Below are 13,998 nucleotides of genomic sequence, written 5' to 3'. Positions count from 1 at the left end.
GGGAGCATATGAATGCACAGCAGGCTTCCGGCGCGCCCGTGCGGCGCGGCCCCTTCCGGATCGGCGACAAGGTCCAGCTGACCGACCCGAAGGGTCGACTGCAGACGATCGTGCTGACTCCAGACGGCACCTTCCACGCCCACACCGGCACGCTCGATCACGCCCAGCTCATCGGCCAGCCCGAAGGCGTCATCGTGCGCAACTCCAGCGGCACCGCCTATCAGGCGCTGCGTCCGCTGCTGGAGGATTTCGTGCTGTCGATGCCGCGGGGAGCCGCGGTCATCTACCCGAAGGACGCCGCGCTCATCACCACGCTGGGCGATATCTTCCCCGGTGCAGTCGTCGTCGAAGCCGGCGTCGGCTCCGGCGCACTGACCCTGTCGCTGCTGCGCGCGGTCGGCGATCAGGGCCGCGTCCACTCCTTTGAGATGCGCCCGGACTTCGCCGAGATCGCCGCCGGCAACATCGCCGACTTCTTCGGCGGGCAGCACCCGGCGTGGTCGTGCACCACCGGCGATCTCGCAGAGGAGCTGCCGAAGGCCTTCGCACCCGGTGAGGTCGACCGGGTCGTCCTCGACATGCTCGCCCCATGGGAATGCCTGCCGGCTGTCACCGACGCCCTCATTCCCGGGGGAGTGCTGATCGTCTACGTGGCCACCGCCACCCAGCTCTCGCGCACCGCCGAGGCGATCCGCGCGACGCGCATGTACACCGAACCGCACGCCATGGAATCGATGATCCGCGACTGGCATCTCGAGGGACTGGCGGTGCGCCCGGTCCACCGGATGATCGGCCACACCGGGTTCCTGCTCTTCGCCCGCCGGCTCGCGCCTGGTGTCGACCCGCTCGAGCGCAAGAAGCGCCCGCAGGGCTCCGAACCCAGTGCCGAGGACCGCGCCCACTGGGAGGGAGGCGAGTTCACCGACGAGACCATCGGCCACCGCTATGCGACCGGCAAGAAGATGCGCCGCCTCAAACGCGAGGTCGGCTCCCGGCGGAAAGCCGAGGAGGCCGCCGAAGAGACGGCCGCAGCCGCCAGCGACGACCCCATCGCGAAGGAGGACCAGTGAGCCCCACCACCCCGGATCCCACCGCGGATCTTGCCAAGCTGCGCAAAGACTCAGCCCAGCTGCGCCAGCAGCTGTTCAACGCCTCGAAGCGCAATGAGGCCCTGTCGAAGACGCTGCGCCAGGCGCGTGACGAGCTCGCCCGGATCCGCACCGAAGCCGAGCGGATGTCCGATCCGCCGAACTCCTTCGGCACCGTCCTTGAAGTCGTCACCGACGCTGAAGGCGTGCCCGAACTCGACGTCCACGTCTCCGGGCGCCGGATGCGCGTGGCGATCTCGACAGAGCTCGACACCGCCGAGCTGCGCCCGGGCATCCAGGTGCGCCTGTCTGAAGGCCTCGTCGCCCTCGAAGCCTGCGACTACAACCGGGTCGGAGACGTCGTCACCGTGCGCGAGGTGATGAGCGATGACCGGATCCTCATCGGCACCCCCGGAGACGACGAGCAGGTCTACATCCTCTCTGCCGTCCTGCAGGAGGAGGGCGTGCGTCCCGGTGACGCGGTGCTCGTCGACACCCGCACCCGGTTCGCCTACGAGAAGATCGCCAAACCCGAGGTGTCCTCGCTGCTGCTCGAGGCCGTCCCGGACATCTCGTACAACGACATCGGCGGTCTGGCAACCCAGATCGAGATGATCCAGGATGCCGTCGAGATGCCCTTCGAGCACCCGGAGCTCTACACCGAGCACGGCCTCAAGCCGCCCAAGGGCATTCTGCTCTACGGCCCGCCCGGCTGCGGCAAGACGCTCATCGCCAAGGCCGTCGCCCACTCCCTGGCTCAGCGCCGCGCAGATGCGACGAAGCGTTCGTACTTCCTCAACATCAAGGGACCCGAGCTGCTCGACAAGTACGTCGGCGAGACCGAACGCCAGTTGCGGATCATCTTCGCCCGGGCACGGGAGAAGGCGACAGCCGGCTCACCAGTCGTGGTGTTCTTCGATGAGATGGAGTCGCTGTTCCGTACCCGCGGCACCGGCAAGTCCTCCGATGTCGAGACGACGATCGTCCCGCAGCTGCTGGCCGAGATCGATGGTGTCGAGCAGTTGGAGAACGTCATCGTCATCGGTGCCTCGAACCGCGAGGATCTCATCGACCCGGCGATCCTGCGCCCGGGTCGCCTCGACGTCAAGATCCGCATCCAGCGCCCGGACCGCTCCGGGGCAGCCGAGATCTTCTCGAAGTACCTCGTGCCCGAACTGCCGTTGCACGAGACGGTGCTCGACGCCGTCGAGGGTTCACGTGTGCAGGCCGTCGAGGCGCTCATCTGGCGGTGTGTGGAGCGGATGTACTCCCACAGCGAGGACAACGAGTTCGTTGAGGTCACTTACGCCGATGGCAGCGCCGAGGTGCTGTACTACTCGGACTTCGCCTCCGGAGCGATGATCTCCAACATCGTCGACCGGGCGAAGAAGCATGCGATCAAGGCGCTGCTGTCCGAGGGGCAGCGCGGCATCAGCTGGGCCCATCTCGAGCAGGCGATCGTCGAGGAGTTCTCCGAACACGAGGACCTGCCCAACACTTCGAACCCGGATGAATGGTCGCGGATCTCCGGCCGCAAGGGCGAACGCGTCACCCACCTGCGGATGCTCGGCCAGCAGCGCTCACAGGCCGCCGAGGCCGAGGTGCGCGCCGAACGCGACCGGCAGCTCGACGCCGAGGTGCGCGCCGCCTCGGGCACGGTGGTCGAACCGGAGACCGCGACCCCGGACTCGGACCTGCTGTGAGCCGGGGCTGCCCGTCAGCTCAGCGCGCCGAGCGTCCGGCTACGGCGGTGGCGATGACCCGCCAGCCGACGAGGGTGACGAGGTTGAGGCTGGCGGCCACGACGATGAACGGGCCCTCGGTGCCCTCGCCGGTCAGCGCCCGGATCACGAGGCCGAGCAGCACGGTCGTCGCCCACAGGCCGGTGCCGGTGCGCAGCGGCGCGAGCGGGGCGGCCCAGACGGCGTTGAGCAGCCAGGCGATGACGAGCCCGGCGAGGAACGGCCAGGCGGTGCTGAGGATCTGCTCGGGCACCAGCGACTGGTGGTGCGTGTAATGGCCGACGATCGTGAACAGCGCGACCAGGCACGCGTCGACGACGATGGCGATGAACAGGTGAGATGATTTCTTTGCAGCCACGCAGCGATTCTACGTCCGCGCCGGTGGCAGACAGGAGGAGGACATGCTGAGTGTCACACGGGTCATGGGGGCGGAGACCGAGTTCGGGATCTCCCAGCCCGGCCGACCACGCGCCAACCCGATGCGCGATTCCGCCCGCGTCATCGACGCCTACGCAGGTCCACGGGGCCTGAAGTCCGCGCAGAGCTTCTGGGACTTCGACACCGAATCCCCGCTGGCCGATGCCCGCGGCTTCATCATGAACGAAGCCCAGGCCCACATCTCACAGCTGACCCACCTGCCCCAGGCGCAGCCGGACGCCCAGTACCTGGCCAACGTGGTGCTGGAGAACGGCGCCCGCTACTACGTCGACCACGCCCACCCCGAGTACTCCTCACCGGAGACGCTGACCCCGCGCGATGTCGTGCTGTGGGACCGGGCCGGGGATGTCGTGGCGCTGCGCTCGGTCGAGGCGCTGGCCGGCGGCGAGGAGCCGGTCAACCTGTACAAGAACAACACCGACTCCAAGGGTGCCAGCTACGGCGCGCACGAGAACTACCTCGTCGACCGCAGCGTCGACTTCGACGAATTGGCCGCCTGCCTCATCCCGTTCTTCGCTACCCGGCAGATCCTGTGCGGTGCCGGCCGGGTCGGGATCGGCGCCTCAGGGGAGGAGCCGGGCTACCAGATCTCCTCCCGGGCGGACTTCTTCGAAACCGAGATCGGGTTGGAGACGACCCTGCGCCGCCCGATCGTCAACACCCGCGACGAACCGCATGCCGATCCACTGCTCTACCGGCGACTGCACGTCATCATCGGCGATGCGACGATGGCCGAGCCGGCCACTCTCGTGCGCTTCGGAGCGACCTCGCTCGTCCTCGGGCTCATCGAAGCCGGGCAGTGCCCGCGCATCGAGCTCGCCGACCCGGTCGCAGCTCTCCAGCAGGTCTCCCACGACCTCAGCCTCTCGGCACCGCTCGAGCTGGCCGACGGATCGCACATGACCGCCGTCGAGATCCAGCGGATGTACTGGCAGGCCGCCGCCGAGGCGGTGGGCGCCTCAGCAGATGAGGACACTGCCGAGGTGATCGAGATGTGGGATCGGTTCCTCACCGACCTGGCCGAGGACCCGATGCGCCTGGCCGGCGAGATCGACTGGATCGCCAAGCTGCAGCTGCTGACCGGCTATCAGCAGCGCGAATCCCTGCCGTGGAACCATCCGAAGCTCGCCCTCATCGACGTGCAGTACCACGATGTGCGCCCCTCCAAAGGGCTGTTCTACAAGCTCGAGGCCGCCGGGCGGATCCGCCGATTCACCACCGATGCGCAGGTCTCCCATGCGGTGGAGAACCCGCCGGAGGACACGCGGGCCTACCTGCGCGGCCGCGTGGTGGAGAAGTTCACCGATGCGCTCGTCTCCGCCAGCTGGGACTCATTGGTCTTCACCACCGGCGGCGAGCGGCACGTGCGGGTGCCGATGAAGTACCCGCTCAAGGGCACGAAGTCACTGGTCGGCGAGATCGTCGAATCAGCCGGCAGCGTCGGTGAGCTGTTGAAATCATTGGGCATCACTACACTTGAGGACAGCAGTCCAGCAGTCCACAGGGACAGGAATGAGGTGTGAGATGAGCGGCCAGGAGCAGATCCGCCACCATCGCAAGGACGGAGCCGAACCGCCGGAGGAGACACCGGTCGCCCCGCAGGCGCAGACCCAGATCAGCACGGAGGCCGTCGACTCGATCCTCGATGACATCGACTCGGTACTCGAGACGAACGCCGAGGAGTTCGTCCGCAACTTCGTGCAGAAGGGCGGCCAGTGAACACCGGCTTCGATCCCGCTTTCCTCTCAGCGACGACGAACTCGTTCACCGACTTCGCCCGCAGCGTCGCCCCCGATGTCCTGCCACATGTCTCATCCGAGCAGCTCGCGGCCGCTCCTGGTCACCGGGCCGGTGTGCCGGATGGCACGACGATCATCGCGTTCAAGACCGCCCACGGCGTGCTCATGGCCGGTGACCGGCGGGCGACAGTCGGCAACCTCATCGCCAGCCATATCATCGAGAAGGTCCACGCCGCCGATTCCGCCTCGGTCATCGGCATCGCCGGCACCGCCGGCCTGGCACTCGAGCTCATCAGGCTCTTCCAGCTCGAACTCGAGCACTACGAGAAGATCGAGGGCACCCCGCTGTCCCTGGAGGGCAAGGCCAACCGCTTGGCCTCGATGCTGCGCGCCGGACTCGGCCTTGCGATGCAGGGCCTGGCGGTCGTGCCGCTGTTCGCCGGCGTCGAACCCGGCCGGGACTCCGGGCGAATCTTCAGCTTCGACGTCACCGGAGGGAAATACGAGGAAGTGAACTTCCACTCGATCGGCTCCGGTTCGGGATTCGCCCGCGGTGCGCTCAAGAAGCTGTGGTCGCCGGGCCTGTCCGAGGCCGGGGGAGTGCGGGTCGCTGTCGAGGCGCTCATCGATGCCGCCGATGACGACTCGGCCACCGGCGGACCGGACTTCGTCCGCCAGGTCGCCCCGGTCGTGCGCGTCGTCGACGCCGACGGCGTGCGCCGGATCCCTGAATCCGAGGTGCTGCAGTACGCCACTGCGGTCGTCGCCTCCCGTGCAGAAGGAGACCGCCCATGAGCGCACCGTTCTATGTCTCTCCCGAGCAGCTGATGAAGGACCGGGCGGAGTTCGCCCGCAAGGGCATCGCCCGCGGCCGCTCGGTCGTCGTGCTGCGCTACGACGACGGAATCCTACTGCTGGCCGAGAACCCGTCGGCGACCCTGCACAAGATCGCCGAGATCTACGACCGGATCGCCTTCGCCGCTGTCGGCAAGTACAACGAGTTCGAAACCCTCCGGCAGGCCGGCGTGCGCTACGCCGATCTGCGCGGCTTCTCCTACGACCGTGCCGATGTCACCGCCCGCGGGCTGACGAACGCCTACGCCCAGACGCTGGCGAGTGTCTTCACCACCGAGTCGAAGCCCTTCGAAGTCGAGCTCGTTGTCGCCGAGATCGGTGAGCATCCCTCCAGCGACCGGCTCTTCCGGCTGTCCTATGACGGATCGGTCGCCGATGAGAACGAGCATGTGGCCATCGGCGGGCAGGCCGAAGAGATCGGCAAGCGCCTATCCGGGCTGCGCACGGCCGGCAAACCGCTGGCTGAGGTGCTCGCGATCGGCCACACGGTGCTGGGCACCGGACGCGACGAGGACGTCGACCTCGACGATCTCGAAGCCGCCGTGCTCGAACGCTCCGCATCCTCGCACCGCACCTTCCGCCGCCTGCAGCCTGATGATCTGCGCGCCCTGCTGGCAGCCCCGACCACCGACGAGGCGACCAGCGGCGAGGGGACCGGCGGTGACGAGGCGACCACCGCCTCGGGCGCGGACACCGAAGCCCGGGGGGACGAGGGCCAGTGAAGCGGATCTTCGGACTCGAAACCGAGTACGGGCTGGCATACACGCAGGGAGAATCACGGCGGGTGGGGCCCGAGGAGATCGCCCGGTATCTGTTCCGCCCGGTCGTCGAATGGGGCCGGTCATCGAACGTGTTCCTGCCCAACGGAGCCAGGCTGTATCTCGATGTCGGCTCGCATCCGGAGTACGCAACAGCCGAATGCGACCGGCTTCCCGATCTGCTCGCCCAGGATGCCGCCGGCGACCAGATCATGGTCGAGCTGCTGGGGCAGGCGCAGCAGGCGTTGACCGCCGACGGCATCGACGGCCGCGCCCATCTGGTCAAGAACAACGTCGATTCCGCCGGCAACTCCTACGGCAGCCACGAGAACTTCCTCATCCGCCGGTCGATGGACTTCTCCCATCTCACCACTGTGCTGCTGCCCTTCCTCGTCACCCGCCAGCTGCTCGTCGGTGCGGGGGCGATCATCCCGGCAAAGGTGACGACCGAGCTCAAGCCGGCTGATTCGAACCGCGCGAACCCGCACGCCCCGGCCCGCACCCCGCAGCTGGACCCCGGACAGCTGCAGTTCGGGCTCTCCGCCCGCTCCGATGTCATGTGGGAGGGCGTGTCGTCGGCGACGACCCGATCGCGGCCGATCATCAACACCCGTGACGAACCGCATGCCGATGCCGAGAAGTACCGGCGGCTGCATGTCATCGTCGGGGACTCCTCGATGTCGCAGACGACGACCGAGCTCAAGGTCGGCTCGGCTGCCCTCGTCCTCGATCTCATCGAAACAGGCGTGCCGATCGAGGACCTGAGCCTGCGCAACCCGATCCGCGACATCCGCCGTGTCGCTCGGGATCTCACCGGCCGCACCGAACTCGAACTGTCCTCCGGGCAGACGATGACGACCTTGGAGCTGCTCGGCATCTACCTGCGCCGAGCGCAGAAGCTGGTGACCAAAGGCGACCACAGCCTCGGCGATGATGCGACCGCCGCACGGGTCATCGACCGCTGGCAGCGGATGCTCACCGCCGTGGACACCGGTGACTTCGCGCTCGTGGCAGGTGAGATCGACTGGGTGATCAAACGCCAGCTCTTCGACCGCTACATCGCCCGCGGGGACATCGAACTGTCTGATCCGCGCATCGCCCGGCTCGATTTCGCCTACCACGACCTGACCCCGCAGACCTCGATCTTCAAGCAGTTCGAGGCCAAGGGCGCAGCCGCACGCGCCGTAGCTCCAGAATCCGTCGAGCAGGCACGCCACCACCCGCCGGCGACCACCCGGGCGCACCTGCGCGGCCAGTTCGTCGCCGGCGCCCAAGGCGCAGGCAAGGACTACACCGTCGACTGGGTGCATCTGCGGCTCAATGACCAGCTGCAGCGGGCGGTCGTGCTCAAGGACCCGTTCTCCGCCGAGCACGAACAGGCCGAGAAGCTCATCGCCGGGCTCGACGGTGAGCCTGCCGCGTTCGACGTCTGATCGCGTCTGCCGGTCAGCAGAGAGCGTCAAGGCCGCGTGCGTGCGACACACAGATCTATGCCAGTAAGATTCTGTACGTTTGTGGAGATCACTCCGACCTGAGAGGAATGCCCGTGCGAAGAACCCTCATCGGCGCGCTTGCCGTATCAGCGCTGCTGCTCACCGGCTGCGGTGCCGACGACAGCGCCGAAGGCAACCCGGCTGAGAGCCCGGCCGTCGACGCTTCGAATGCGAAGTCCACCTCGCTTGACGAGGTCGAGGTCACCGGCGAACCCGACCAGAAGCCGGAGGTCGCATTCGAGGCCCCGCTGGTCATCGAGCAGCCGGAGAGCACCGTCGTCTCCGAAGGCGACGGGCCCAAGGTCGAAGAGGGCCAGCAGGTGACAGCGAACATGACGCTCGTGTCGGGGAACTCCGGTGAGATCGTCGAATCCGGCTACGACACCGAGCAGCCCTCCGGCTTCCCCGTCGACAAGGCGCAGATCAACGAGGCGCTCTACGACGCCGTCATCGACGTGCCGGTCGGTTCGCGGGTGCTCATGAGCCTCAACGGCGCAGCGAAGTCCGGCGATGATCCGGAGACGCTCGTCTACGTCATCGACATCGTCAATGCGGAGAAGCTGCCCGAGCCGCTGGAGAGGGCCGAGGGCACTGAGAAGGAGCTGCCAGCCGGGTTGCCGACGGTCACCCGCGACGACACCGGCAAGCCCAGCGTCGAAGCCCCTGAGGGCGAGGCGCCCGAGGAGCTCGTCGTCGAGCCGACGATCGAGGGCGACGGGCCGGTGGTCGAAGAGGGCCAGACCGTCCAGGCCCACTACTCCGGCTGGCTGTACGACGATGTGACGAAGACCTTCGACTCCAGCTGGGACCGCGGCGAGCCCTTCTCGTTCACCGTCGGTGCCGGTGAGGTCATCAAGGGCTGGGACGAGGCGGTGGCCGGTCAGAAGGTCGGCTCGCAGCTGCTCGTCATCGCGCCCCCGGACAAGGGCTACGGTGAGCAGGGCTCGCCGCCGAACATCCCCGGCAACGCGACGCTCATCTTCGTCGTCGACATCCTGTCCGCCACCGGCGGCAAGTGATCACTGCCCACCTGCAAGCTACGAGAAGAGGAATCATGGCCAAGACGAAACCCGAAGTCGACTTCCCCGGCGAGAACCCACCGAATCAGCTCGAGATCATCGACGACATCGTCGGTGACGGCCCAGAGGCGAAGGCCGGCGACACCGTGTCCGTGCACTACGTCGGTGTCGCCCACTCCACCGGTGAGCAGTTCGACGCCTCCTGGGACCGCGGTCAGCCGCTGCAGTTCAAGCTCGGCGTCGGCATGGTCATCCAGGGCTGGGACGAAGGAGTGCAGGGCATGAAGGTCGGCGGACGCCGCACCCTGCGCATTCCGCCGCACATGGCCTACGGTCCCTCGGGAGTGCCCGGGGCGATCGCTCCGAACGAAAGCCTCATCTTCGTGTGCGATCTCGAAGGCGTCAGCTGAGCCGCTGAACCCGCAAGGGCGGCTGTCCTGGCCTCAGGCCAGCCGCCCAGCAGCACAGGTGCCCGCCGCAGCAGCGGCGATGAAGGACAGCGGGTCCTCAGACAAACCCCGTCCCATCGTCGACAGCCGCACGGGCACCTGCTGCAATTCAGCCAGCAGACCACGGGGGTCGACCCAGTCGACCTCCTGACGGGACAGCTCCGGCAGCTGGGAATCCACCGTATCGATGACCGCACGCGGATCGGCACCCTCGGCGCCGATCGCCGCTGCCACCTCGGCATCGGTCAGCTGGGTGAGGTCCGGCAGCGGGACGAGACAGCCGGGATTGGCCGCCCGCCCGACAGCAGTGAGCGTGTGGTGGGAGATGCCGAAGTGGCGGCCCCGGGCATCGGCATTCGACATCCGCGCCGCCGCGATCGGCAGCCCGCCGAGGAACGCTGCGGCATTCAGGTGATCGGCCACCATCATGCCTGTGAACCCGTACGGGGTGCCGGTGCCGAGGTTGCCCGGACCCTGGGAGACGATGACGACATCGGCGCCTGCCACCTCGGCGGCGGCCAGCAGCGCTGAGTGGATCGTCACTGCCTCATAGTCACCGCCATAGGCCTGCCCGACGCTGATCGTGGCAGCCAGCCAGCCGCACTCGCGCAGCTCGGCGACCGAACGGGAGAACGGCAACGGCAGCGCCGCCCCATCGGTCATGACGTAGACGACCCGCAGCTCGGGATTCGCCGCCCGGATCCCGGCCAGGATCGCCGGCAGGGCGGAGTGCAGATCGGCGACGACGACCGGCAGGCCGGACAGCGAGGAGGTGTCGCGGATCGTGGCGTGATGCTCGGATTCCTGGTCGTCAACGCCCAACACCATCGTCTGCAGCGGGGCGTAGCGGTCCTTGACCATGTGCCCTGGCTGCGGCGGGGGATCGTCCGGCAGCTTCTGCGGCAGCGCGACGATGAGCCCGAAGCCGCCGGTGCCCAGCCTGCGGGCCAGCGCCGAGACGTTGACGAGCACGCGGTCACCAGCCGCTGGAGTGCCGACCATGTCGGTGTAGGCGATCGCGGTGATGAACCGGTCATCATCCCCACGGCCGGGCAGCGCGGCAGTGAGCTCGACACGGGTCTGGTGGACGCCTGGCCAGGTCGTGGTGACCTCGCAGACGGTTCCTTCACGCCAATGGATCATGTGCTTAACCGTACCGGGCAAACGTAGTAGCTTAGAAGCGTGAACCAGATACGCCAGGCCACCGAGCGGCTGCTCAACCTGCTCATCGCCCTGCGTGCCGCCTCCGGCTGGGTCGATCGCGACACGCTCAGGCGCAGGATCAGCGGCTATCACGACCTGAGTGACGAGGCCTTCGACCGGATGTTCTCCCGCGACAAGGACGCGCTGCGCGAGCTGGGGATTGAGATCTCGACGACCAACTGGACGGACATCGGCTCGACCGACACCGTCTACGGTTACCGGATCACCAATGAGGACTACGAGCTGCCGGCCATCGAATTCACCCCCGCCGAAGCCGCGGCCCTGTCCGTCGCCGCCGACTGGTGGCGCTCCTCACCGGCCGCCGGGCAAGCCGAACGCGCCCGCTACAAGCTCACCGGCCTCGGCACCGAGCTCAGCCAGCCGGCCACCGGCCCCGAGGCGGCGGTCACTCCGTCCCCGGAGTTCTGGCCCGGCGACGTCGCCACCGCCATCAGCGTCACGAGCGAACGCCTGCCGGTGCGTTTCTCCTACCGCAAGACCAGCGGCGAGACCGCCACTCGCACCCTGGAGCCCTATGCGCTGCTGACCCGCGGCAACCGCGTCTACCTCATGGGCCGCGATGTTGACCGGAAGGCAGTGCGCACCTTCCGGCTCTCACGCATCATGGGCCGGATCCGCAAGGCCCCCAGGCGCACTGCTGGGGACTACGAGATCCCAGCCGGCTTCGACGCCGCCGCCCACTTCGATCCCGGCCCGGAGGCCGGCATCCGCAAACAGGCGGTCATCGCGATCGCCCCGGGTCGGGCCGAGCCGCTACGCCGCGAGGGCACCCACACCGGCACGACCGCTCGCGGCTGGGACACCTTCAGCTTGGAATACGAAGATGAGGAGCTGTGCGCGACGACACTGGCCGAGTTCGGCCCCAGTGTGCGGGTCATGAGCCCGCGTGAGCTCGCCGCAGCCCACCGCGTGCATGTGCAGGCGACGATCTCGGCACTCACCGGGCTGCTATCCGGTGAGGCGGGCGCGGGTTCAGCCGCCAGAGCAGGGGAGGAGGATGACGATGGCGCAGACGACACCTGAGCGGCTCAGCCGGCTGCTCGGCCTGGTCCCGTACCTGACGGCGAATCCGGGGGCTGAGCTTCACGAGGTGGCCGAGGCATTCGGCTGCACCCGTGAGGAGCTCATCGACGATCTGGAGCTGCTCTTCGTCTCCGGTCGCCCCGGCCACATGCCCGATGACCTCATCGAGGCAAGCTGGGAGGACGACCGCATCTACGTCTCCAACGCCGAGGAGGTGTCCGTGCCGGTGCGCCTGTCGCGCGCCGAGGCCGGCACCCTGACCTTGGCGCTCGAGACGATCCTCGCCCTCGACCCGCCCGACGCCGAGGCGGTGCGCAGCGCCACCGACAAGATCGCCGCCGCGGCCAGCCTGGAGGAGACCGGGCAGCGCTTCGACATTGTGCTCCCACAAGTCGACCCGCAGGTCAGACGTGTCATCGAGGAAGCCTTGGCCAGCGGTGATGACCTGCAGCTGTCCTACTACGTGCCCAGTCGCGATGAGCTCACCGAACGGGTCGTCGACCCGCTGACGCTGAGGCTCTCCGGCCGCTGGTACCTCGAAGCCCACTGTCACACCGCCGGCGGGCTGCGCAGCTTCGCCCTCGACAACATCCGCCGCATCCGCCCGGTGCCAGCCCGGGAACACGCAGGCGCGGCTGGTCCAGCCGACGCCACCGCCCCCGAGGCGGAGGGTACCGAGCGCGCACAGCCGGCCGGCGCCTCGGGTACGGTGACGATGACGCTGACGAGCACCGGCGCCCGGCTCGTGGAGGACCTGCCGGTCCAGACACGGTATGACACCCACGGTCCCGGGACGGTGACGATCACCCTGCCTGTGTACGACCAGGCGTGGCTGGTGCGCTGGCTGCTCGCCCACGGCAGGCATGTTATCGCCCTCGACCCGGTCGATGCCGCCCATGAGGCGCTGCGCCAGTCGAAAGCCGCCCGCGAGGAGATCAGCTCACCGCCGCACCGCGCTGCCGGGTAGCGCACAGTCCGACGGTGTGAAGCACACGGCCGGAAGGACTACAATCGAGGCAGTCATTGCAAAGGAGACTCCATGCGCCCGAGCCCTGTTCACTTTCTCATCCTCGTGCTTGTCATCATCGTCATCTTCGGCGCAGCCAAGCTGCCGATGGTGGCCAAGAACCTCGGCAAGTCGATGAAGGTGTTCAAATCCGAGGTCAAGGACCTCCGCGACGATGAGAGCGCCGACGACGAGGCCAAGGAGATCACCGACGCGCAGCGCCGCGCCGGCACCGGTGGCTCCCACCGGGCTGAGAGGACCGCAGAGGAGCGCATCGGCGAACCCCGCACCGAAGGTGAGCCGCGGCACGACGACCGCCTCTGAGGCCGTCGGTGGCGAAACTTCCCAGACGTCTGCCCCGACGTCAGAACCCCGAGAAGCGGATGTCCCTGGCCGGGCATCTCCTCGAGCTCCGCAACCGGGTCATCATCTGCCTCATCGGGCTGCTGCTCGGCGGGATCGTGGGGTGGATACTCTACGACCCGGTGCTGGAGATCCTGCAGACCCCGATCCGGCAGGTCGCCGAACAGGACGGCCGTGACGCGACCCTGAACTTCGCCGGCGTCGCCTCCCCGTTCGACCTCAAGATCAAGGTCTCGCTGTTCCTCGGCATCATCCTCACCACCCCGCTGTGGCTCTACCAGCTGTGGGCCTTCATCATGCCGGGGCTGACGAAGAAGGAGAAGCTCTACGCCCTCGGGTTCCTCGCCGCTGCCGTCCCGCTGTTCTTCACCGGCGCAGCACTGGCATTCTTCGCGCTGCCCAATGCGGTGCGCGCACTCATGACGTTCACGCCGATGGGAGCGTCGAACTTCGTGCCGGCGCAGGACTACTTCTCCTTCGTCATGCTCATCATCGTCGTCTTCGGCATCGCCTTCGTGCTGCCGGTGCTCATGGTCGGGCTCAACCTCGTCGGCATCCTCTCAGCAGACACGATCCGCCGGTCCTGGCGCTGGATCGTTGTGCTCGTCTTCGCCTTCGCTGCGATCGCGACCCCGTCACCGGATGCGCTGTCGATGTTCTTCCTCGTCATCCCGATGATGCTGATGTTCTTCCTCGCCTGGGTCGTCTGCCTGCTCAACGACCGCAAGCGCAAGAAGCGGATGATCGCCGAGGGCACCTGGGTCGATCCGGCAGAGCTCGACGAGGTCCGAGACCGCTGAG

General features: G+C 67.7%; 15 protein-coding genes. 13 read left to right on the top strand and 2 right to left on the bottom strand.

Going from position 1 to position 13,998, the window contains the following annotated elements; genetic code table 11:
* The first annotated feature begins 8 nt into the window (after positions 1-8).
* Positions 9-1,070 carry a tRNA (adenine-N1)-methyltransferase gene (locus M3B11_RS05555; RefSeq protein WP_259875749.1) on the top strand — a complete coding sequence of 354 codons (1,062 nt, stop codon included), beginning with the start codon at positions 9-11 and terminating at the stop codon, positions 1,068-1,070.
* Positions 1,067-2,791, top strand: coding sequence for a proteasome ATPase (arc, locus tag M3B11_RS05550; RefSeq protein WP_259875748.1), 1,725 nt, complete (start codon positions 1,067-1,069; stop codon positions 2,789-2,791). Before M3B11_RS05555 ends, arc begins: the two co-directional genes overlap by 4 nt.
* A gap of 19 nt (positions 2,792-2,810) precedes the next feature.
* On the opposite strand, the gene M3B11_RS05545 is transcribed toward arc, so the two are convergent.
* Positions 2,811-3,188 (bottom strand): DUF3054 domain-containing protein, encoded by a 378-nt coding sequence (locus tag M3B11_RS05545; protein ID WP_259875747.1) that lies wholly within the window; start codon positions 3,186-3,188, stop codon positions 2,811-2,813.
* A 43-nt stretch (positions 3,189-3,231) separates the two neighbouring features.
* Here M3B11_RS05545 and dop point away from each other — a divergent pair, with 43 nt between their 5' ends.
* The 7 genes from dop to M3B11_RS05510 all read left to right on the top strand — a co-directional run bounded on the left by dop (position 3,232) and on the right by M3B11_RS05510 (position 9,542).
* Positions 3,232-4,791, top strand: a complete 1,560-nt coding sequence (dop, locus tag M3B11_RS05540) for a depupylase/deamidase Dop (RefSeq protein ID WP_259875746.1) — start codon at positions 3,232-3,234, stop codon at positions 4,789-4,791.
* A gap of 1 nt (position 4,792) precedes the next feature.
* Positions 4,793-4,987 carry a ubiquitin-like protein Pup gene (locus M3B11_RS05535; protein WP_259875745.1) on the top strand — a complete coding sequence of 65 codons (195 nt, stop codon included), beginning with the start codon at positions 4,793-4,795 and terminating at the stop codon, positions 4,985-4,987.
* The gene (prcB, locus tag M3B11_RS05530) at positions 4,984-5,802 is read left to right on the top strand and encodes a proteasome subunit beta (protein WP_259875744.1); all 819 of its coding nucleotides are present in this window, start codon (positions 4,984-4,986) and stop codon (positions 5,800-5,802) included. Before M3B11_RS05535 ends, prcB begins: the two co-directional genes overlap by 4 nt.
* Positions 5,799-6,584 carry a proteasome subunit alpha gene (gene prcA, locus M3B11_RS05525; RefSeq protein ID WP_259875743.1) on the top strand — a complete coding sequence of 262 codons (786 nt, stop codon included), beginning with the start codon at positions 5,799-5,801 and terminating at the stop codon, positions 6,582-6,584. The genes prcB and prcA overlap by 4 nt, the downstream gene beginning before the upstream one ends.
* Positions 6,581-8,053 carry a Pup--protein ligase gene (gene pafA / locus M3B11_RS05520; protein ID WP_259875742.1) on the top strand — a complete coding sequence of 491 codons (1,473 nt, stop codon included), beginning with the start codon at positions 6,581-6,583 and terminating at the stop codon, positions 8,051-8,053. Before prcA ends, pafA begins: the two co-directional genes overlap by 4 nt.
* Positions 8,054-8,166: 113 nt before the next feature.
* Positions 8,167-9,132 carry an FKBP-type peptidyl-prolyl cis-trans isomerase gene (locus M3B11_RS05515; RefSeq protein WP_259875740.1) on the top strand — a complete coding sequence of 322 codons (966 nt, stop codon included), beginning with the start codon at positions 8,167-8,169 and terminating at the stop codon, positions 9,130-9,132.
* 35 nt (positions 9,133-9,167) lie between these two features.
* Entirely contained in the window at positions 9,168-9,542 is a 375-nt protein-coding gene (locus tag M3B11_RS05510; RefSeq protein WP_259875739.1) for an FKBP-type peptidyl-prolyl cis-trans isomerase, read from the top strand.
* A 33-nt stretch (positions 9,543-9,575) separates the two neighbouring features.
* Here the strand turns inward: M3B11_RS05510 and M3B11_RS05505 are convergent, their stop codons facing one another.
* Positions 9,576-10,724 (bottom strand): DUF3866 family protein, encoded by a 1,149-nt coding sequence (locus M3B11_RS05505; protein WP_259875738.1) that lies wholly within the window; start codon positions 10,722-10,724, stop codon positions 9,576-9,578.
* Positions 10,725-10,763: 39 nt separating this feature from the next.
* On the opposite strand from M3B11_RS05505, the gene M3B11_RS05500 reads away from it, so the two are divergent.
* The 4 genes from M3B11_RS05500 (at position 10,764) to tatC (ending at position 13,997) form a co-directional block, all read left to right on the top strand.
* Positions 10,764-11,828 (top strand): YafY family protein, encoded by a 1,065-nt coding sequence (locus tag M3B11_RS05500; protein ID WP_259875737.1) that lies wholly within the window; start codon positions 10,764-10,766, stop codon positions 11,826-11,828.
* A complete protein-coding gene (locus M3B11_RS05495; protein ID WP_259875736.1) occupies positions 11,809-12,795 on the top strand; it encodes a YafY family protein in 987 nt (328 codons plus the stop codon). Before M3B11_RS05500 ends, M3B11_RS05495 begins: the two co-directional genes overlap by 20 nt.
* 72 nt (positions 12,796-12,867) lie before the next feature.
* Positions 12,868-13,158, top strand: a complete 291-nt coding sequence (tatA, locus tag M3B11_RS05490; RefSeq protein ID WP_259875735.1) for a Sec-independent protein translocase subunit TatA — start codon at positions 12,868-12,870, stop codon at positions 13,156-13,158.
* A gap of 8 nt (positions 13,159-13,166) precedes the next feature.
* Positions 13,167-13,997: a twin-arginine translocase subunit TatC gene (tatC, locus tag M3B11_RS05485; RefSeq protein ID WP_311197718.1), complete on the top strand. Its 831-nt coding sequence runs from the start codon at positions 13,167-13,169 to the stop codon at positions 13,995-13,997.
* Position 13,998 lies beyond the last annotated feature (1 nt).

This window comes from Brevibacterium sp. p3-SID960, from assembly GCF_025144725.1.
In the GTDB taxonomy this organism is placed as follows: domain Bacteria; phylum Actinomycetota; class Actinomycetes; order Actinomycetales; family Brevibacteriaceae; genus Brevibacterium.
Note: the sequence above shows the minus strand (reverse complement) of the source record. Positions and strands in the feature narration are given on the sequence as shown.

Coding starts and splice junctions, on each gene's coding strand:
- M3B11_RS05555 (WP_259875749.1), top strand. CDS start 9: ATGAATGCACAGCAGGCTTCCGGCGCGCCCGTGCGGCGCGGCCCCTTC.
- dop (WP_259875746.1), top strand. CDS start 3,232: ATGCTGAGTGTCACACGGGTCATGGGGGCGGAGACCGAGTTCGGGATC.
- M3B11_RS05535 (WP_259875745.1), top strand. CDS start 4,793: ATGAGCGGCCAGGAGCAGATCCGCCACCATCGCAAGGACGGAGCCGAA.
- prcA (WP_259875743.1), top strand. CDS start 5,799: ATGAGCGCACCGTTCTATGTCTCTCCCGAGCAGCTGATGAAGGACCGG.
- M3B11_RS05510 (WP_259875739.1), top strand. CDS start 9,168: ATGGCCAAGACGAAACCCGAAGTCGACTTCCCCGGCGAGAACCCACCG.
- M3B11_RS05505 (WP_259875738.1), bottom strand. CDS start 10,724: ATGATCCATTGGCGTGAAGGAACCGTCTGCGAGGTCACCACGACCTGG.
- M3B11_RS05495 (WP_259875736.1), top strand. CDS start 11,809: ATGGCGCAGACGACACCTGAGCGGCTCAGCCGGCTGCTCGGCCTGGTC.
- tatA (WP_259875735.1), top strand. CDS start 12,868: ATGCGCCCGAGCCCTGTTCACTTTCTCATCCTCGTGCTTGTCATCATC.